This window comes from Acinetobacter sp. GQ146, from assembly GCF_059758585.1.
The window spans coordinates 546,380-566,708 of the sequence record NZ_JCAXDV010000001.1 but is presented as its reverse complement, the minus strand read 5'-3'; the positions used below and the strand labels follow the sequence as shown (position 1 = coordinate 566,708).

Genomic DNA, 20,329 nt, shown 5'->3' with positions numbered 1-20,329 from the left:
TATAGAGTAAATCGTATCTCTAATCTAGACATTCCGCAGGCGTTAAAAATATTGAAATCTATCAAATAGATAAGGGTTTTTGATCACACTCATAAGAAAGAGCCCTAACCCCACCCCAGATTGAATCTTTCACTTGCTGGTTAGTCAGCAGCTGAAAATTGTCTTCATCAATCTGATAAATCATATACGAGACTATCCGCTCGTCATTTTCAAAGACAAAGTGAAAATCTGGCTGCGCCTTTGTCTCTAAATAAGTTGCTGCATGACACTGGCGCATAAAACTATCAAGTAGCATCACAATTCTCTCATCTCCCTGTAGATTGTGAGGTCTTTCATCTGGACGATGTAGCATTGTCATTTCAGCAGGCGCCAAGTCCTTAATATAAATTTTTCTGCTCAGGGGCTTAAATGTAAAATACAGCGCAAGTGCAATAATGCTAAAACTCAGCAGCATGATCATATATATTTGAGGTTTAATGGCTAGCTCTCCCCAATAATCTACTAATTATTTAAGTACTGATGATAGCCGAAGCTTAATCTTCTTCGGCTGAAATGTGATTTATTTCTTTACTTTGTAAGCCTTAAATTTAGCGCGTTGCTCATTCAAACTATCTACCGCATCTTGTTTAATATCATCAATCCCAATCATGGCAACATCATATAAAACATCTTTTTGAGCTTTAGAGGTACGCTCAGTATCATAAGTCATCCAGTTATCCGCTGTTGAATATACAGCGACATCTTGCTCCAAATACTCATTCGCCAGCAAACGAATAGATGCTGAGGCAGAAGTTTGATGTGGTGTAATTTGATAAGCATACTGAATATCAATCGTGGCATTGGCTGCTTTCAACAATGCACACGTCTTGTCGTAATCTTCTAGTTCAAGCCCTCTATCCATAATCATATTGTCCAGTTCTTGATTGGTAATGTAGGCAATTTGACACTTTTCTTGCGCAAACAAATGCGTTGAAATGAATAAAGCTGGCAAAATTGCCAAGGTATTTTTGATTAAGCCTTTCATGAAACTATCCCTGAGATAAAATAAAAAGCCAATAAATCGGCTAAAAAACATCATTGTATAGATAGTTTCACATTTGTAAAAATCAAAAATTATGGCTGATTGGGCCATCCCATATAGATGCTTATTTGAGCATCTTTGAAATTGACGCTCAGCCAGCAACCCGTTATGGTTGAACTCCTGACTTTGGAAAATCCCGTTTTTACTGGACTGTAAGCATCTAAGCGACTGAGCAAAAATGGAGAGTTTTGCTTAACGCTAAAGCCGTAAGTAAAGGAGTTAAATGATGATGAGATGATTACAAGAATCACAAATATAAAAAGTGGACATAGATCAGTGCCATGAATAAGAACTGTAGAACAATTCCCTTCCCTAAATAATTACTTCATCGCTTTCAGAATGGTATAAGGAATTACAATGCCTGAAATTATAGATCAAGACAGAATAACGGCCTTAAACTCAATTACATGGGCAAAATCATTTGAAGAGAATGATTTTTTATACTTAAAGCATGTAATTAATGGATTAATCGACAGTAGTAGTAATGACTCTATATCGGTTCAAGTAGATCGCAATAAAAAAATAATACATATCTTTGAACCCTTTGCTGCACTCAATGACTTAGGTTATGGTTCTCCATCCGTTGTTTCCATCGATGTCGCTACCGAAGGTAAAGTTAAATTTCTAGGTGGTGATGACAATGGAATAGAAATTAATTCCGCCCGATTATTTGATATCACCATTGTGAACAAGCCACAAAACCTTACGGCAGATATATGTTTCTGGCATTTTGTCGATGCGATAGGCTGTGCATGCACAGAACTTTGCGAGTCATGAAAGCTTTAAGGCTCTCATTGAGAGCCTTTGCCATAAAATTCTCTTCCCTTAATTTCCAATGTAACTGCTTAAAACCATAGCCCTGCATAAAAAGATTCAGACTACAAATAGTCTCACATAAATTCTTATTCTACTTTTCATGTTGACCTAAGTCTTAGTCCATAGTTTTTAATCTAAGGACTGACTTTAGAATGAGAAATCACTTTGGAAAAATACCGGAAAGTAACTCCCCTTTTAGACTTTCAGCATCCGCGAATAAAAGAGCTTATTCATCAGAAAAAATGGAATCAACTGAATGAGGTGGAAAAAGTAAAACAAATTTATAACTTTGTGCGGGATGATATTAAGTTCGGCTATAACACCAGTGACGCAATCAAAGCATCGCAAGTATTAACCGATGGCTATGGACAATGTAATACCAAAGCCACCTTATTGATGGCACTATTAAGAGCTGTAGGCATTCCTAATCGTCTACACGGCTTCACTATCGATAAGAAATTACAGAAAGGTGCACTTGATGGACTCTGGTACGCACTTTCACCAGATAATATTCTGCATAGCTGGGTCGAAGTCTTTGTGCATGACAACTGGTACATTCTGGAAGGTGTCATTCTAGATAAACCATACTTAGCACAACTTCAAAAAATGAATAAAAGTACTTCAAACCTATTTTGTGGTTTTGGTGTGTTCACAGAGCATTTTGATCATCCACCTATAGATTGGAATCTCAGCAATACCTACATTCAAGACAAAGGGATTAATCAAGATTTTGGATTGTTTGATAGCCCAGATGATTTCTACAAAACTCATCAGCAAGAATTTAGTTACTTAAAGGGCGTACTTTTTAGAAATTGGATCAGGCATTCTATGAATAAAAATGTTAATACGATTCGATCCACAAAAATAACCTAACAGAGGATTTTCATTATAAAAACGACCAATCGACATGAAACAGCATTGATGATCATCACTGATCTAGATGGTTCATTACTCGATCATCGTCATTATGATTGGGTCGCAGCAGAACCCTGTCTGTGCCAGTTAAAAAATAAAGCCATTCCGATTGTGTTTTGTACCAGCAAGACCCAATCCGAGATAGAGACCTTGCACAAGCAAATGGGCTTACTGGGTCAGCCCTATATTGCGGAAAATGGTGCAATATTGTCCATCAATCATGAGATCCAGATTATTTCGAATGCTGCGACTGGTCTAAGTTATCCTCAAATTACAGAAATATTAACTCAGATGAGAACAACTTATGGTTTTCAATTCCTTGGATTTCATGATGTTAACACTAATCAAATTATACAGTTAACAGGGTTAAGCCTTGAACAGGCACGATTTTCGCAAGAACGTATCGCATCTGAACCTATTTTGTGGAAAGACACCGCTGAGAATTTTGCGCTCTTTCAGCAATTATTGGCTTCAAAGCAACTGGATTTGATTCAAGGTGGTCGCTTTTGGCATGTGATGAATGCTGGCAGTCATAAAGGTGCAGCATTCAACGCATTTATACAACACGAGCTGCAACAACAGAGAGCGTGGAAAACAATTGGTCTGGGTGACAGTCCGAATGACTTATCTTTTTTAGAGCTAACTGATTATGCAGTCATTATTTGTTCTGCCTTAGACAAAACGATGCGGTTAAACCGTAAAGACACGCACAATATTTATCATAGTCAATATCAAGGTCCCCAAGGATGGTGTGAAGGTATTCGACATTTTTTACTATAGCAATGTACTTTTAAAAAGGAGGGCTATATGTCTGATTTTCATCAAAATGGAATGTTTAGCAACTTTCACAATCTTACCCGTCGTCCTGTAGAAGACCTAGAACAAGAATTACTGACTTTTTCAAAACGCCGAAAAATGGGCTTAATTTTACCCTCCTTATTTAGTGAACTTGACGGACCCGCCTTAAATCACATTATCAATGAACTCACCAAAGTGCCTTATTTAGAAGAAATTGTTATTGGGCTAGATCGGGCGGATCGGGAGCAATTTTTATATGCAAAAGCGTTTTTTGGACGACTACCGCAACGCCTTCGTATTTTATGGAATGATGGTCCTCGTTTAAAAGCAATTGATGAAAAATTAAAGGAGAAAGGACTTGCTCCCCTAGAAGCTGGTAAAGGGCGCAATGTCTGGTTTTGTATGGGCTATAACCTAGCATCTGATCGAACCGACTGCGTAGCTTTGCATGATTGTGACATTTTAACCTACGACCGCTCTTTACTAGCACGGCTGATTTACCCTGTTGCCAACCCTTCTTTCCAGTACATTTTTTGCAAAGGTTATTATTCTCGTATAGCGCAAGATAAACTTAATGGGCGTGTTTGCCGATTACTTGTGGGTCCCCTATTACACTCATTACAGCTGGTATATGGTCATCATGATTTCCTTACGTATTTGTCCCATTTTCGCTATGCATTATCTGGTGAGTTTGCAATGCGTACCCGAGTCCTGAACAACATTAAAATCCCTTCAGACTGGGGGCTTGAGATTGGAATATTGTCGGAAATTTATCGAAATTACAGCCCGAAGCGCAGCTGCCAAATCGAAATTCTGGATAACTATGAACATAAGCACCAGCTATTAACACAGGAGGATGGCACTGGCGGCTTAAAACGCATGAGTCAGGACATAATTTTATCGTTATTACGTAAATTGGCGATATTGGGTGTGAATGTGACCAGCGACTCATTTCGAGTCTTGAAAGCAACCTATTATCGGAGTGCCTTAGATATGATAGAAATTTATCATCATGATGCCGTAATGAATGGGCTGACATTCGATCAGAATGTTGAAGAGATTGCGGTTGAGTTATTTACCCAATCCATTTTAGAAGCTGGTCAGGCATTTATAGACAGACCCAATGATCAACCCTTCATTCCAAGTTGGAATAGAGTACAGTCCGCATTCCCAAATATCTTTGAAGAAATCTATCAGGCCGTTGAACAGGACAATCTCGGAAGTGTCTAAGCTTTTAAGCATTAAAAGTGTAAACAAATACAGTTTAATTAGAATGCATTTAAATAAGAATACGCATAAAAAACTCAACACTATTTTTTCATTCTGATGCCCTCTCCTAAACCTCCTTTAGCAATCCAATCTATTCATTGATAAATTTTTTTATGTGGTATATCAAGAAGAAAGCTTATATTTATTAAGTCAAAACATTGTCTAACATGATAATCATTGGGAGCCTTCAGAGATTGATACTCAATTTACGACAAGTTATACATGAGTGAAAGATCATGATCATGCAATGACATTTATTGATCGAGTCAGTGCTCAAGGCTACTTGGCAAGAAAACATGGGGAATTTTGGCGGGAAGCTGAGGTTTTTGATGAATAAAATTGTTAATATAAACCCTTATATAATTACAACGAGAACATCATGTCAGTAGAGACCTATTCCAAACAAGAACTTGCAGAAACAACCTTAGCTGCTCTTGTAAATTTATTAAAATTAGATGGTTATGATCTCGACCAAATTTTACTGGATTACGTGGATCATATTTTAGATAACAAATTTTCCAATGCAGATGCCAGTGTAAAATTAGCCAGTATCGACCAACTCAAAGCTTGCATAGATGATGCAAAACAAAACCCATTACTTCAAATAAATCCGAAGCCTCATGAGTAGTCCGTAGTACTGTCATTTTTCAATTGATTCAATTTTATGCTATAAGGAGGTGCTTTTTTTACTTTTTGGCCACTTGGGCTTTTTATGAAAAACACATCTTCTTCTAATGACACTGAATCAACCGTTTTAGGTTGGAAATTTATTGCAATTGTCGGAATTATCACGGCGATCTTTTTTACTTTTTTATATTTGGCAATGTCGAGCGATCCAGAATATATGCCAAATCGTGAACCTAAAGTTGCCACGCAACCCACTACAGCCCCAGTACAAAGCTCTACAGAATCTAACCCAGCAGATCCCGCTGGCGAAGATGCTAAGCCGCACTAATTGAATAAAAATGCCCTCAAGTGAGGGCATTTTTATATAGGTTTGCAGTGCTTTACATTGCAACATGCTTTATAGCATTTTTACGCTTATCGTGCTGTACCATGCTCTTTTCATCTTGACTCAAACGACGCTTTCGTTGTTTTCGACCAGATATGTACATCTCTTCTATTATAGTAGTGCGGTTGGCTCTGTATACCGAACCATCATAAAGTTGAAAATGAAACCATGTAAAAAACCCAATCAATAAATCATCAAAATAAGGGTATTAAAGCCGCAAGATGGCATCTTTTTGATGCAGAACAATGCAGCAGTAATAAAAAAAGGTCTGTTCTAGTATTAGATACAGACCGAACTCTGGAAAACGACCAGCGTGATAAATTTGTCGCAATTTTGCATAAAAATGAATAACCAATCAAGTGATTTTTCATTATTTTCTAAATATTTATAGCATGGTCTAAGCTTAGTCTTTCATTAAAAAAGTAAGCTCATATTCATCATGAGTAATTTTAATTCTTACACCACGATAACAACGCTTGTCTGGATCTAAAGCAGAGTTCACAACCTCTTCGGCAAATTTTGGATCACCCATAAATTTGTCATATAACTTATAACCGATGCGCATTTTTTTTATTTTCTTATTCTTCTTGGCATATTTATCAATGGTCTGGTCTATCAAATCTAAATTTAAGTCACTCATGTAGTTTTCCCCTCAGGCTTTTTTAAGACTTAAATATTTGTACCTGATTACGATGACTAAAACTAGAATATTCGAAAATTAAAAACCCACCTGTTTTCCAGATGGGCCGCACAAAGTATCTAAAGTCGGAATATGATACAGCCATTTGCTTACATATCCCGCAACAGTATGATTTATTGGATCTCTAAAGTTTTATCTTCCGCAATCAAAACAGAAAGAATGACAGGTAGCCCAAAGCACACTGGCACGAGCAGAATCCAGAATTCAACAGGTGGTTTATTAAAGAATACACTAATTAAAATTGCACCTAGAACCAGCACTGATAGGAAGATAGCTAAAAATTTTAAAGCAAATTTGAACAGCATTTGGACATCCCCAAAACTAATGTGATCAAGAGTATACGCCTACATTCCCAATTCATCATTTTATTTAATAAATAAAATCATTGAATTAAATAATAAAAAAAATGAATGTATCTGAATTTTAAATAAACAATCTTGCATAAAGATATTTTCTTTTCATACAACACTTAGATACTATCTTGCATGACCTATCAAAGTAGATTCATCATCGTTAGTCCAGCATTTTAGCCGTTGATCCATTCCGATGTATTCAAAAGAAGACATCCTGTCATATTCAGAAATACAAAAAATACGGGATGGAATAAAACAACTACGATGAAAAATCATCTTCAGGGCTAATTTACTTTTTTAGTATATCTTCAGATCGCTGTTTGTCTGCTAATGCTAATTAATCCTCTGAATTGTCAGACATTAAGCTGAATCTGCAATTGATTGATAAAGATTCATATGTAGATGGATAAATTGTTAGCACCTGCCTTCATACAACCTATTAAACGACTAGAATTTCCCCATAGACTCGTCTATTAAGCCTGAGAAGCTCAAAACCTTTATTTAGGAACAAGTACTGATAAAAAATTTATTCAATAACACTTAAAATAATAATGAGAGAGAAAATATTTAAATCGGAAAAATGAAAGATAAAAAAAGGGATGATCAAAATCATCCCTTTGATAATAGTCTATGCTTAAACTATTATGCGCGTTCCAAATACTCACCAGTACGAGTATCTACACGAACGCTTTCTTCTTGCTGTACGAATAATGGAACACGCACTACTGCGCCAGTTTCCAATTTCGCTGGTTTACCACCACCGCCAGAAGTATCACCACGTACACCTGGATCAGTTTCAACAATCTTTAACACAACGAAGTTTGGTGCATTCACGTTTAACGGCACGCCATTAAACAACATGATGGTGCAAAGTTCGTTAGAATCGTCTTTTAACCATTTTGCCGCATCACCCATTGCAGTTTTATCTGCAGAGATTTGCTCAAAAGTTACAGGATCCATAAAGTTCCATAATTCGCCATCATTGTATAAGTAGTTCATTTCTACTTCTACGATGTCTGCACCTTCAAGTGAGTCACCTGACTTGAATGTTTTTTCTAGAACTTTACCTGTTTTAAGGTTACGTAATTTAACACGGTTAAACGCCTGACCTTTACCAGGTTTAACGTATTCGTTTTCCATGATTGAGCATGGGTTACCGTCAAGCATTACCTTAAGGCCTTGCTTGAAATCATTTGTAGAATAATTGGCCATGACTGGCACACTCCAAACTTGCTAACTTAAAATCTATTAATGCTAGAATAGTCGATTAATGCTAGACTAGCACTATTTTTAACACGTGGCATGATAAACTATTTGTATCAAGAGCAAAACTGGCAATCTCAACTGAGTGACTTAATAACAGACCCTTTAGAGTTGCTTCGGACGCTCCAGTTATCTCCAGACCAATTATTATCAGGGGCAATCTTAGCTTCTGAACAGTTCAAATTACGTGTTCCACGCGCGTTCGTCGGAAAAATGAACACTGGGGATGTTTTAGATCCGCTTTTATTACAAGTTTTACCCCATCACTTGGAACTGGTCGAACATCCAGAATTTGTCACCGACCCTTTAGGCGAAGAACAAGCCAATCAACAACCCGGTGTTCTGCATAAATACAAAACCAGATTTTTACTGACGCTGACAGGTGCTTGCGCGGTTCATTGTCGTTACTGTTTTCGTCGACATTTTCCCTACCAAGAAAACCTGCCAAAAAATGAAGATTGGCTAAATATTCAGAGCTATATACAAAGCCAACCTGATATTAATGAAGTGATTTTAAGTGGCGGTGACCCCCTCACCCTCAGCAATCGTAAATTAAAATTATGGATTGAACGTTTAGAGTCTCTCAGTCAAATTAAATTTTTGAGAATTCATTCACGGGTTCCTATTGTAATCCCCAACCGCGTCGATGAAGAGCTTGTTTCTTTATTAAAAAACAGTAGGCTACGCATTATTCTGGTGGTACACTCCAATCATGCAGCAGAGCTCGATGATTTCACCTGCAGCCAACTGGCATCGTTGGTAGAACATCAAATTACTGTTTTAAATCAGTCGGTCTTGTTAAAAGGAGTGAATGATTCCGCACAAATTTTAGTCGACTTAAGTTATCGGCTATTTGAAGCTGGAGTTATGCCTTATTATTTACATGTATTAGATAAAGTGAAAGGTGCGCAGCATTTTGATTTAATGGCAAATGAAATCGATGAGATTTACAAAGAGGTTTTAGCCAACTTGCCAGGATATTTAGTTCCTAAACTTGTGAGGGAAATTGCGGGCGAAAAAAATAAAACACCGCTTTTTGGAGTTTCAACTTTTTGAGTTAAATAACAATTATGAATATGAGCACCGCTGAAATGTTTCAGACCCCAACTGAATTGAAGTTGGATAAATTGAGTTTTAGTCAAAGCACGGTGACGGACATCCAAGATTGGGTGTCTAATTTGTCTATTCTACAATTAGGTGACTCTTCTCGGGCGCTCTTTAATGCACTACTGGAAATTTCTGAACTGCAGTGCAGTGAAACACTCCGTTTTGATTTAATCCATGCGATTCACCCCACCATTGAAAATGTATTGGCAAGCTTAGAAAAACACTTTTTCAATCAAGGGTTAATTACCACCGATCGCAATGATCATATTATTGAATTGGCGATGTTACTCCGCAGTTGTTTTGCCAAGACTTATATCGATATTGCCAAACGTTGTGATCATTTACTCGATCAACAGAAATTTTCGATTTTTGCCTTTAATCAAAAGAAAAATCTGCAAACTGCACGTATTTTGGCGAGTTACTATGCTTTACAGCAGTTGGGACAATTACTCTATCAACAGCAAGTGCTTTATACCAATCCATTATCTGGACAATGGTTGGTGACGCATCAATTGATGGAAAATGCCATCAAGCATAATTTTAATCAGACCAATATTAACCAGTTACAAGGTACACAGCACCAACTGCAAAGCATCACTCAAGTGTATGCTCAAATCATTTTATTGGATATTTTAAATCCACACCAAATTCGCCCATCTGAAATTCAGGGCTTGTTTCTGTGTAGTTATGATTGGGCAAAGTTAATTCAAGTTTTACCAAAGGAAACAACATTATCGCGCTATATCGTGGATACCCAGTTAGACCATCCACCTGTCTTTAATGCGCATCAAAACAGTAGTTTTAAACCTAGCATTTATATTTCAACACAAAATTTACTCGACCATTTAACCGAAGCCCAAGGTAAACACGGTGAGTATTTGTCTAGAAATGAAAAGATCTTCCTGACCCCTGCTTTGCACTTCCATATTCACAGTTTACTGACCAGTAATGCCGAGCGACGTCATGAACGTTATGAATATTCAGCGCAATTACATATTTGTTTTGGCTTAAGTGTTGCACATTTTTATTTATCTCAAGGGCGAAATTTTAATGAAACACTTGAACTAGATGCCCATTATGGTTTGCAATCTGAAAATAACATCTTTAGCTCTATGGGCGAACAAAGTCTTTTAAATACCAATAATATTAAAAAGCTAGACCGTGAGGCTAAACAGATTTATCCAGCTGAAGTTCTGGATATTAGTGTCAATGGCTACCGAATTAAATGGTCAGGCAATACCCCAAAAAATTTAAAAACTGGGGAATTTATTCTGGTTCAGGAAAATGCGCAAAGTGAATGGCGTGGCGGTGTGATTCGTTGGATCAAACAATCCACGGAAAAAAGCCTTGAACTTGGTTTAGAAATGCTGGCTCAAGATCTTTTTCCTTGTGCCGTATATGTTAAAAATGATCGTAATACTGGAAACTATTATCCAGCCTTATTGGTACAAACTTCCGAACTGAATGAGGTTTCAACGACACTGATATTACCTGGCTCACATCTATTTAGAGAAAAACAAACGATTCATTTACGTTTAGGTCAAGACGAACTTAAGGTCTATTTATTAAAAGCACATTTAATTACACAAAGTTTTATGCGATTTGATTTTGAATTACTAAACGATCAGCAAGAGCATCTGATTAAGAATTTTATTCAGAAACAAAGCATTAAAATTAAGAATCACGATTTATGGGAAGCATTGAAGTGAGAAATCCACTATTGTCCAAAAAGTTAAAACGTACGGAAACTCGTTTACTCATTATCGATGATAACCAAATTCGTTTTAACAAAATTTGTGAATTATTAACAGCAAGTGAGCACCAAGTTCATGCTTTTTTACTTGATGACTTACAAACATTTGAAAAACAACTCCATTTAAACTGGGATATTGTCATTTTTGGCTGTGCTTACGACTTAAAATACGAACAAGCACTGAGCTTGATCCGCGTTTCTAAACAGCCTGAATTACCCCTGATTCTACTCAAGCCTGAAGATTACGAATCCTCTCAATACGTCAATTACATTCGTAAAGGTGTATATGATGTTGCAAATCTAGATGATCCAGATCGCTTCTATTTAAGTGTACTTCGTGCCCTTTCTTTCAGCCGACTTAATCAAGGTCAGCAACACTTGATGCAAGAACTGGAAAATGTACAAACTCAAGCACAGGCATTGGTTGCAGAAAGCAATAAAGCTGTTGCGATTATCCAAGAAGGCATTCATATTGAAGCCAATCAGGAATACCTGAGTCTGTTTGGGCTGAACAGCGAAGATGACATTATTGGCTTACCTTTGCTCGATGTATTACAACCTAAAGACCTCAATGATTTTAAACTCCGCTTCAAAAAAATCTCGCAGGGACAGTTTGATCAAGGTCGATTCGAGCTTACAACACTGAATCAACATGTGAAGTGCAATCCTTTAAAAATTGAATTCTTAGCTGCTGCGGAAGATGATGCCCTTCAAATTACCATTGAACTTACAGCAGATCAGAGTTCTGTTGCACCTCAAATAAATACAATTCCAACTGAAAGCTTTGCGCAAAAACCGAATGTGTATCAGCAAATCAACCGTACGCTGACCAAACAACCATCTGATTATAATGCCTTGGTCCTGTTTTCATTGGCGAACTGCCCAGAGTCTGTATTTCAGCAAGATTGGGCCACTTCAAATGCCTATTTTGCCAATATGCATCAATTCTTAAAAGAACAAACCAATGTGCCTTTATTTAAAATCAATCATGCTTTATATGCCGGTCTATTCCAAGCCTCGAGTGAAAGCGTACTTGAATCTAAATTAATTGGATTAAGCCCATTAACCAAACCGCAGTTACTGGGTGTTCAGCAGCAAAGCTATCCTTTGAATCTTAGAATCGGCTACACTTTAATCCAGAACGAAATTGCCGACGAACAGCAGTTTGAGCAATATACGGAACGTGCTTACAACACCCCATTACCTTCAGGACAGCCAGAAAATGAAGCGGCTCTAACTTCTGTGGCCACTTCAAGTATTGAGCTAATTGATCATAGCCTCGATCTAAACACGCAAGAACAGCCTAGCGTATTAACAGCCCTACAAAAATGTTTAGAACGAGGTGAGATTCATCTTAAATACCAACAGCTTTATGACAAACAAGACACCAATTTGTATACCTACGAGGTCACTAGCGGCTTTATTTATAATAATGCCTGGTATGACATTGCGGGAATGCGTGAGTTGGCGGAAGATCCTGAATTGTCAGTAAAACTGGATCGCTGGATTTTAGTTGAGGCCAGTAAACAATTACATAATTTCATTACTCAATATCCTGATGCCAAAATCATTGTCAATTTAAACAAAGAAGTCCTGTTTGCTGACCGTACTTTCCCTGAATTCATCGGCAAATTAATTACTATTGTCGGCAGTAAACAAGCTCATCCTTTGGTTTTACAGTTCTCTGAAGAAGACATTGCAAAGAATCTCACAGATGCACAGAAATACACGGCGCAATTAATACAAAGTGGTGCGGAGGTTTCTTTACGCGATTTCGGACATTCTATTTACAGCGAATCCATTTTAAATCAAATGAATATTTATCAGGTCACCCTACATCCGCAACTCACGAAGATGTTAGACGCTGATAAATCGACGGAAGAACTACAAGAGCGCATTATTCGCTTCCATGAAATCAAGCCAACGCAGATGCTTTTACGTGAACTGAATAATATGACCATGTTTGCCAATGCTTGGAATGTAGAAGCCCGTTATTTACAGGGTGACTACTTCCAGAAAAAACTAGATCACTTAATTGATGTTCAAGACCAATAGGTCTTGAACATGAAAGATTAGCCGACCTGTTAATAGATAAATTTTAAGCATAAAAAAACGAGCCAATGGCTCGTTTTTTTACAACTGAGGTATTAGTCGCGTTTGATAGAACGTGACATACCAGCAAAACGTTGTTTGAACTTGTCGATACGACCGCCAGTGTCAACGTTCTTTTGCTTACCAGTGTAGAATGGGTGGCATGCAGAACATACGTCTAGGTAAAGAGTTTCTTTACCAACTGCTGAACGAGTTTCAATTACGTTACCGCAAGAACAAGTTGCTACTAATTTTTCATATTTTGGGTGAATATCGGCGCGCATCGTCGATTACTCCTAAGTGTAAGAAAGGCTTATGCTGTCATCGCAATTGACCACTCTTGCAAATCGCAAGGAAAGCTAAAAAGCAGGTCAACACCACAACAGACCATTCTCTTGGCCCACCGAGACGGATACCGTCAGAGCTAAGCACAACAAGTGGGCTACATTATACGTTAAAAATACCGAGATAGCGAATAATTCTCATCACTCATCCGTGTTTTGTTTGGACCAACGGTTCGCAATAATACCGCAGACCATCAATTGAATTTGATGGAAGATCATAATCGGCAATACGATCATTCCTAAAGGCTGCCCAATAAACAGAATTTGTGCCATTGGTACACCACTTGCAAGGGTCTTCTTAGAACTACAGAAAAAAATCGCAATTTGATCTTTACGTTCAAAGCCCAGCATTTTGGGTACATAATACGCAAGCAGCATAATCAAAGTTAAGAACACTGAGCACGCCACAACTAAAATCAGCAAAGTACTAGCACTCACCTCATGCCACAATCCAGCCACTACCGCACTACTAAATGCCCCATACACCACCATTAAAATGGTGCCTTGGTCAAAACTTTTGACTAAACGAGGTACTTTCAGCATATGCGGATAAACCAGTGGGCGTAATAGCTGTCCCAATACAAATGGTAGTAACAGCAATAAGGTAATTTGAATAATCGACGATGTTGGATCAAACGCATGTTGCGATTTGCCCAAAATAAACACACTGACCAATACTGGCGTAATAAACATGCCAATAATATTGGAAAAAGATGCACTACATACCGCACTCGCAACATTCCCCTTGGCTACCGAGGTAAAGGCAATCGAAGACTGTACGGTTGAAGGCAAGAAACACATAAACAAGAAGCCCCAATAGAGCTCTTGCCCCAATAAGGGTAATAACAACGGTTTAGCCAGCAAACCTAAGATCGGAAAAACGGCAAAGGTAAAGAGAAAGACGACGACATGAAATTTCCAGTGCATAATTCCCTGCACGATGGCTTCACGAGAAAGCTTAGCGCCATGCAAGAAAAATAATATCGCAATCGCAACCGTGGTAATAACGTTAAAGAAATGGGCAGCGGAACCAGAAACAGGGAGAAAAGAAGCCAAGACAACCATGGCAACTAAGAATAAAGTAAAGCGGTCCAAGGCAAGAAGCTTGAGCATGTTCATTGCTTAACATCCTGTTATATATATTTTAAAAAGTGAAGATGAAATAAAACCCAGTAGACAAATTTTACCCGTAGGTCAAGTTCATCTTACTGGGCTGTTCAAATTTTGCTAGCGTTTCGAGTGCTATATTCAATATTTAGTAAATCAATAACCGATTGCCTTAGTTATTGCGAGCATTTGAATCTTGTTGAATCAATTCAACTTTATAGCCATCTGGGTCTTCAACAAACGCAATGACCGTCACACCACCTTTCATTGGTCCCGCTTCACGCACAACTTTGCCGCCACGTGCTTTAATCTCTTCACATGCCTTATAGGCATCTTCTACCCCAATCGCAATATGGCCATAGGCATTACCCAAGTCGTAATGATCGGTATCCCAATTGTGGGTGAGTTCAAGTACCGTTGTACTGTCTTCATCACCATAGCCGACAAAAGCCAGAGTAAAACGACCTTCTTCATAATCACGTTTACGAAGCAAAGTCATACCCAGCACTTCAGTATAGAACTTCAAAGATTGTTCTAAATTGCCTACACGTAGCATGGTATGGAGCATTCGCATGTTATTCATCCTTCTGTTGAAGTTGTCTATGTTGATGTTCACGAAGTAGTTTCGCAACCCAAACCACTAAAATCAGAATTGGAATTCCAATTAATGTGGTCATGAGGAAAAAGTTTGGATAACCAATATTGGTGACGATGGTACCTGAATATCCACCTAGAATTTTAGGCGTTAAAGTCATCAATGAACTAAAGATCGCATATTGTACCGCAGTAAATGACACGCTGGTTAAGCTGGAAAGAAAGGCAATAAATGCCGCGCCCGCCAAACCTGATGCCAAATTATCGACAATAATCGCAAAATATAACCACAATGAGCTATAAGGCTTAATGACTTTACCTGTAATCAATACGTCCTGCTGAGCATCAGGTGTTGTAGCTATTGGATCAACCATGAGCTCTAAAGTAGATTGTTGGCTTGACACCTGATACTCATGACTCACCTTGAGCAAGGTATCTGAATGCAGTTCATTCAATTGAGCTGTGAGCTGTTTATGGCGAGCATTTTGCAATAATTGACCATCAATTGCAGCACTAAAAATGCCCTGTGCGTCGATTTTAGCTGAATAGGATTGACCATCTAACCATACACTGACAGGTTGATCCGCCTGTAATTGAGCAACATCGACACCCTGAACTTGACCTTTAACTACAACCGATTGCTGAGCTTCTTTCGGACTCAAGGCATTATCGGCAGTCAAAGGAAATAAGATCATCGACTTAGAAGTAGAACCCGTTAAATAAGGCATCAAAACTGATGACTTTTCTTGTGGTGTGTCGGCATATGCAACAGAAGCTTGGATTTGATGAGACTGCTCCAAAACTTGTGCAGGCACATGCAACTTCCAATAGCCTACTTCATCTGCCTGAACTTGATATTGCTGTGATCCAATCAAAACTTCTACGGACTGTAATGGCTGACCCGATTTCACCAAGCCAATAAAAATAAGATTGGTTGAACTGGCGAGCACCGCGCCGACAAACATCAATTTCATAATGTTCATGCGCTGAGCCAGTAATCCACCCAGAAAGCCACCCAATAAACTAAAAATCACCCCGTAGATTTTCACGGCTTCAGCAATTTGCTCTTTGGTAAAGTTCAGATCTTGATAGAACACATTGGAAATGACCCCGGCAATGATGTCCGAAATGCGGTAAAAACCAATCAACAACAACAGTACTAGAGCCAATTTCACCCCATAACGCTTGAAGAAATCTGCAATCGGGTTGACCCAAGTTTCAAATGCCATCTGCTTGTTGACTGCCCCTAGTTTAACCAAGAGCGTACCTATCGCTAATGCCGCTGCACCTGAAGCAATAAAACGTAAAGCTTCCATGCAAAACAGCAAAAATGAGTCATTAATCGCCAAGGATGCCGTTAAAGCATCAATCAATACCCCTGAATATATATAAGACACGACGAAGCTGATGACTGCCACAAAGAATACTGCCACTAAGCGATAGTAATCCGAACGGCGATATTCTTTATAAATACGATCGACTTTTGGCTCTCGAATCAACAGTGTGGTCATTATTCCGACCAACATGACTGCTGCCATCGCCAGATAGGTTATTTTCCATGCGCTGTAAATATAGTTGCCTTTTGCAGTCCCCAGTGACGCGGCAAGGAATAAAGCCCCCGCACCTGCCACAATCATCCCGATACGATAGCCTGCATTATAGGTCGATGCCAACACCGTCTGCATTTCCGTTTCCGCCAACTCAATACGGTAAGCATCAATCACAATGTCTTGCGTCGCTGCGGAAAAGCCCAACAGCACCGCCCCCGCTGCCATTTGATATAAATAGCTCTGCCCTAGAGCGGGATCTGAAAATGCCATGATACAAATGGCACAGATAATTAGACATTGCGCTATGAGTAACCATGCCCGACGCCGCCCCAAACGCTTGGTCAGAAAAGGTACTGGCAGCTCGTCAATTAAAGGCGCCCAAACAAATTTAAAGGAATAGCCCAGTGCAGCCCAACTAAAAAAAGTCACGGCACTTTTATCAATTCCTGCCTCACCAAGCCACAGTGAAAGACTGGAAAATATAAGTAAAATTGGAATACCCGCGGAAAAACCGAGAAACAGCATAATCGCTGCTCGACGGTCGAGAAAAGCCTGAAAAGCAGCTTTCCATCCATTTGCTTGCGTTGTCATTAGGTTATTATTTTCTACAAAAAAATCATGACTGCTATTCAACCGTTTAAGTATTCGGGTTTCAACAGTATTTATGAAATCATTGCAGTATTTTGACGAGAAAAGCAGCGGCATTGCTTGAATTTTTCCACTAAACCTGTATACCTTAAATCTCTACCGCAATATTTTGTTTTGGATTTCACAGTGACCCAAAAACTTGAACAGATGAATTCTTCTTTATCTAGTAACCTTACAAATAATAATTCACGAGATTCACACAGCCACCTGATCACCGCTTTCGAGCAAGCAGAAATTCAAAATACGCTTAACCAGACACGTTTAAAACCAGAACAGCTGAGCCACATTCCAAACCTGACAAATATCCCATCGTCAACCAAACGGATTAAGCCACTCAATAATTTTTTGGGGCAAGACCGCGCGCGCGCCTCTGTTGAAGCGGGCATTGCCTTGCCCTATTCAGGCTATAACATTTTTGCTGTCGGCACTGCAGGTCTAGGCAAACGCACCATGGTAAAACGTTTGCTGCAACAGCATGCCAAAACCATGCCTACACCAAATGACTGGATTTATGTCAATAACTTTAAATCCCCTCGCCAACCGATTGCCCTACAACTCCCTGCGGGACAAGCTCCAAAATTTCAAAGCATGTTGCATCAGACATGGCAAACCATTTTAAAACAGCTCGAACGACGCTTTACTGCAGAAACCTATCACAACCGGATCGAGTTGATTCGCCAACAAACTGGTGATGAGCAACAACAAGCTTTGGTCGAATTAACCAAAGAAGGTGAAGAACTCGATTTAAAGCTGGTGACACGCAATGATGAGCACTGTTTTATTCCAGTACATTTCAAAGATGACGAATTGCATGAAATGTCCCAACAGGATATTGATGCACTCAGCAGCAAGCAACGTGCAGAAATCGTCTCCAATATGCGCTATATGGATAAAAAACTGGAACGTTTGGGACTACATCTAGGCGACTTGGAAGATGATGCGCGTGACAAAGTACAAGAGTTAAACCGCGAAATTGCCAATCAAGTGGTCATGCCACGTATCGACTTGCTGCTAAATAAATTTCCCAAGGTAGAAGGTTTAGCGGAATATCTTAAATATTATGCTGAAGACATTATCAATAATGTCGAAATTGTGCTTGAACAAGAAGAAGATGATTTTACACCGGGCTTATTCAGCCGAGTACCAGCGCGCTATCAAGCCAATGTGATTGTGACCTATAAACCGAATAGTGGTGCCCCTGTGATTTTTGAGGACTTTCCAACCCACTACAATTTATTGGGTCATGTCGAACAACTAACACAAAATGGCACCATTACCACAGATTTCACCTTAATTCGTCCCGGATCTTTGCACAAAGCCAATGGTGGCTTCTTGATGTTAGAAGCGGAACAGTTGTTAGAACAACCTTATGCTTGGCAAGGGCTAAAACGTGCATTGAAATCAGGAAAACTAAAACTGTCTTCTTTGGAGCACATGCTGACCTTGACGGGCAGTATTTCGATTGAACCTGAATCTATTCCACTCAATATCAAAGTCATCTTATTGGCTGAACCAGAGATTTATTATGAGATTTTGGAGCTAGAGCCAGAACTCGGCAGTGTATTCAAAATTCGTGCAGACTTTACCGATACGCTACAACGTAATGATGACAATGAACAAGCCTATATGCAGTTAATCGCTGACTATGTGCAAGCGGATAAGTTGCTGCCTTTTGATCGCTCTGCCTTGGCAGCCTTATTGACTGATTCAAGTCGTCAAGCCGAAGACCAAAGTTCACTCTCCCTGCATGCCTTAACGCTGGGAGATTTGATTCGTGAAGCTCATCATCATGCGGCTCAGGCAGGTGATAAAATAGTGGCCGACAAGCACATTAATACTGCGCTACAACATCGCCAATACCGGTTAGGCTATTTACGTGAGTTGTATTGGCAAGATTTATCCCGTGGTACGCAATTAATCGAAACTCGTGGGCACCGACTGGGACAAATCAATGCCCTGTCGGTTATTCACTATGCCGATGTGGAGTTTGGTTTACCTTCACGCCTCACTGCTTCAGTCTATCAAGGTGGTGGCGATATTTTGGATATTGAACGCAGTGTAGAACTCGGTGGCTCATTACACGCCAAAGGCGTCCTGCTCATGTCTAGTTTCTTAAAAGCACATTTTGGTCGTGAACAAATTCTACACTTCTCTGCGGCATTGGCTTTTGAACAAAGCTATGGTCAAGTGGATGGTGACAGTGCCACAGTGGCAGAACTTTCGGCGCTGATTTCAGCGATTAGCCAATTACCAATTGATCAGTCTTGGGCAATTACGGGTTCCATGAACCAACTGGGGCAAGTCCAACCCATTGGCGGGGTCAATGCAAAAATTGAAGGCTTCTTTGATGCTTGTAAATTACAAGGCTTAACAGGCAAACAAGGGGTAATCATTCCTCGCCAAAATATGCAGCACTTAATGCTTCGCTTAGATGTACGCGAAGCCGTTGAACAAGGTCAATTTCATATTCATGCCATCGACACCATTGATCAAGCATTAGAGATCTTGATGGCACGTCCTGTAGGAACACTGGATAAAAAAGGCCGCTACAGCAAAGAGTCTATTTACGCTGCGGTAATGGAACAGCTCGAATACTGGCAGGCCATCGAAGATGGTGCCGAACTCGAGGAGCAACCGAAAAAGAAAAAGAAGAAAAAAGTCAAAAAGGACAAGAAAAAAGCCAAGGTCGCAGATGAGATCAAGGAAGAGTTATTAAAAGAGTCTACAGAAATCCTTGAAGCCTCTAACCAACAAAGTACTTAGTAAAACTTCTGAGCCACAACAAAAAACCAGCCATAAAAGCTGGTTTTTTGTTGTTATGGCATAACATAGCCACATTCGGCAGCAAAGAAAAATTTGAATATAACTTATTTTTTTTAAAAGATTTTTGTTATTGTATATCCTTTAAATATTCAACTTAAACTTGAG

18 protein-coding genes are annotated in these 20,329 nt (G+C 39.1%); 10 read left to right on the top strand and 8 right to left on the bottom strand.

Annotated features, from left to right (window positions below):
- Positions 1 to 61: 61 nt before the first annotated feature.
- Together AC6CHI_RS02735 and AC6CHI_RS02730 are read right to left on the bottom strand one after the other, a co-directional pair.
- Positions 62 to 454 carry a hypothetical protein gene (locus AC6CHI_RS02735; RefSeq protein WP_498119327.1) on the bottom strand — a complete coding sequence of 131 codons (393 nt, stop codon included), beginning with the start codon at positions 452 to 454 and terminating at the stop codon, positions 62 to 64.
- 105 nt (positions 455 to 559) lie between these two features.
- Positions 560 to 1,024: a hypothetical protein gene (locus AC6CHI_RS02730; RefSeq protein ID WP_498119326.1), complete on the bottom strand. Its 465-nt coding sequence runs from the start codon at positions 1,022 to 1,024 to the stop codon at positions 560 to 562.
- Between the two features lie 414 nt (positions 1,025 to 1,438).
- Between AC6CHI_RS02730 and AC6CHI_RS02725 the strand changes: the two genes are divergently transcribed.
- The 6 genes from AC6CHI_RS02725 to AC6CHI_RS02700 all read left to right on the top strand — a co-directional run bounded on the left by AC6CHI_RS02725 (position 1,439) and on the right by AC6CHI_RS02700 (position 5,834).
- Positions 1,439 to 1,858, top strand: a complete 420-nt coding sequence (locus AC6CHI_RS02725) for a hypothetical protein (protein ID WP_142768280.1) — start codon at positions 1,439 to 1,441, stop codon at positions 1,856 to 1,858.
- Positions 1,859 to 2,062: 204 nt separating this feature from the next.
- Positions 2,063 to 2,770: a transglutaminase-like domain-containing protein gene (locus AC6CHI_RS02720; protein ID WP_498119325.1), complete on the top strand. Its 708-nt coding sequence runs from the start codon at positions 2,063 to 2,065 to the stop codon at positions 2,768 to 2,770.
- 48 nt (positions 2,771 to 2,818) lie between these two features.
- Entirely contained in the window at positions 2,819 to 3,592 is a 774-nt protein-coding gene (locus AC6CHI_RS02715; protein WP_498119324.1) for an HAD-IIB family hydrolase, read from the top strand.
- Between the two features lie 27 nt (positions 3,593 to 3,619).
- Positions 3,620 to 4,840 carry a glycosyltransferase family protein gene (locus AC6CHI_RS02710; RefSeq protein WP_498119323.1) on the top strand — a complete coding sequence of 407 codons (1,221 nt, stop codon included), beginning with the start codon at positions 3,620 to 3,622 and terminating at the stop codon, positions 4,838 to 4,840.
- A gap of 418 nt (positions 4,841 to 5,258) precedes the next feature.
- Complete coding sequence (locus tag AC6CHI_RS02705; RefSeq protein ID WP_498119322.1) at positions 5,259 to 5,507, top strand: hypothetical protein; 249 nt, start codon at positions 5,259 to 5,261, stop codon at positions 5,505 to 5,507.
- Between the two features lie 84 nt (positions 5,508 to 5,591).
- Positions 5,592 to 5,834, top strand: a complete 243-nt coding sequence (locus AC6CHI_RS02700) for a hypothetical protein (protein ID WP_498119321.1) — start codon at positions 5,592 to 5,594, stop codon at positions 5,832 to 5,834.
- A gap of 460 nt (positions 5,835 to 6,294) precedes the next feature.
- Here AC6CHI_RS02700 and AC6CHI_RS02695 read toward each other — a convergent pair whose 3' ends face one another.
- Both AC6CHI_RS02695 and efp read right to left on the bottom strand, forming a co-directional pair.
- Positions 6,295 to 6,531 (bottom strand): hypothetical protein, encoded by a 237-nt coding sequence (locus tag AC6CHI_RS02695; protein WP_458890650.1) that lies wholly within the window; start codon positions 6,529 to 6,531, stop codon positions 6,295 to 6,297.
- A gap of 1,055 nt (positions 6,532 to 7,586) precedes the next feature.
- Positions 7,587 to 8,156, bottom strand: coding sequence for an elongation factor P (gene efp / locus AC6CHI_RS02690; RefSeq protein ID WP_458890651.1), 570 nt, complete (start codon positions 8,154 to 8,156; stop codon positions 7,587 to 7,589).
- 90 nt (positions 8,157 to 8,246) lie between these two features.
- Here efp and epmB point away from each other — a divergent pair, with 90 nt between their 5' ends.
- Genes epmB through AC6CHI_RS02675 form a run of 3 tightly spaced genes read left to right on the top strand, consistent with a single transcriptional unit; the run spans position 8,247 to position 13,122 of the window.
- Positions 8,247 to 9,263, top strand: coding sequence for an EF-P beta-lysylation protein EpmB (gene epmB / locus AC6CHI_RS02685; protein ID WP_498119320.1), 1,017 nt, complete (start codon positions 8,247 to 8,249; stop codon positions 9,261 to 9,263).
- A gap of 14 nt (positions 9,264 to 9,277) precedes the next feature.
- Positions 9,278 to 11,023: a cyclic-di-GMP receptor FimW-related protein gene (locus AC6CHI_RS02680; RefSeq protein WP_498119319.1), complete on the top strand. Its 1,746-nt coding sequence runs from the start codon at positions 9,278 to 9,280 to the stop codon at positions 11,021 to 11,023.
- The gene (locus AC6CHI_RS02675; protein WP_498119318.1) at positions 11,005 to 13,122 is read left to right on the top strand and encodes an EAL domain-containing protein; all 2,118 of its coding nucleotides are present in this window, start codon (positions 11,005 to 11,007) and stop codon (positions 13,120 to 13,122) included. Before AC6CHI_RS02680 ends, AC6CHI_RS02675 begins: the two co-directional genes overlap by 19 nt.
- A gap of 92 nt (positions 13,123 to 13,214) precedes the next feature.
- Here AC6CHI_RS02675 and rpmE read toward each other — a convergent pair whose 3' ends face one another.
- The 4 genes from rpmE to AC6CHI_RS02655 all read right to left on the bottom strand — a co-directional run bounded on the left by rpmE (position 13,215) and on the right by AC6CHI_RS02655 (position 17,344).
- A complete protein-coding gene (gene rpmE, locus AC6CHI_RS02670; protein ID WP_004752972.1) occupies positions 13,215 to 13,442 on the bottom strand; it encodes a 50S ribosomal protein L31 in 228 nt (75 codons plus the stop codon).
- Between the two features lie 201 nt (positions 13,443 to 13,643).
- A complete protein-coding gene (locus tag AC6CHI_RS02665; RefSeq protein WP_458890655.1) occupies positions 13,644 to 14,621 on the bottom strand; it encodes a bile acid:sodium symporter family protein in 978 nt (325 codons plus the stop codon).
- Positions 14,622 to 14,781: 160 nt separating this feature from the next.
- A complete protein-coding gene (gloA, locus tag AC6CHI_RS02660) occupies positions 14,782 to 15,183 on the bottom strand; it encodes a lactoylglutathione lyase (protein WP_458890656.1) in 402 nt (133 codons plus the stop codon).
- 1 nt (position 15,184) lies between these two features.
- On the bottom strand, positions 15,185 to 17,344 hold the full coding sequence (locus tag AC6CHI_RS02655) for an AmpG family muropeptide MFS transporter (RefSeq protein WP_498119317.1): 2,160 nt from the start codon (positions 17,342 to 17,344) through the stop codon (positions 15,185 to 15,187).
- A gap of 183 nt (positions 17,345 to 17,527) precedes the next feature.
- Between AC6CHI_RS02655 and AC6CHI_RS02650 the strand changes: the two genes are divergently transcribed.
- Positions 17,528 to 20,164: a Lon protease family protein gene (locus tag AC6CHI_RS02650; protein WP_498119316.1), complete on the top strand. Its 2,637-nt coding sequence runs from the start codon at positions 17,528 to 17,530 to the stop codon at positions 20,162 to 20,164.
- Positions 20,165 to 20,329 lie beyond the last annotated feature (165 nt).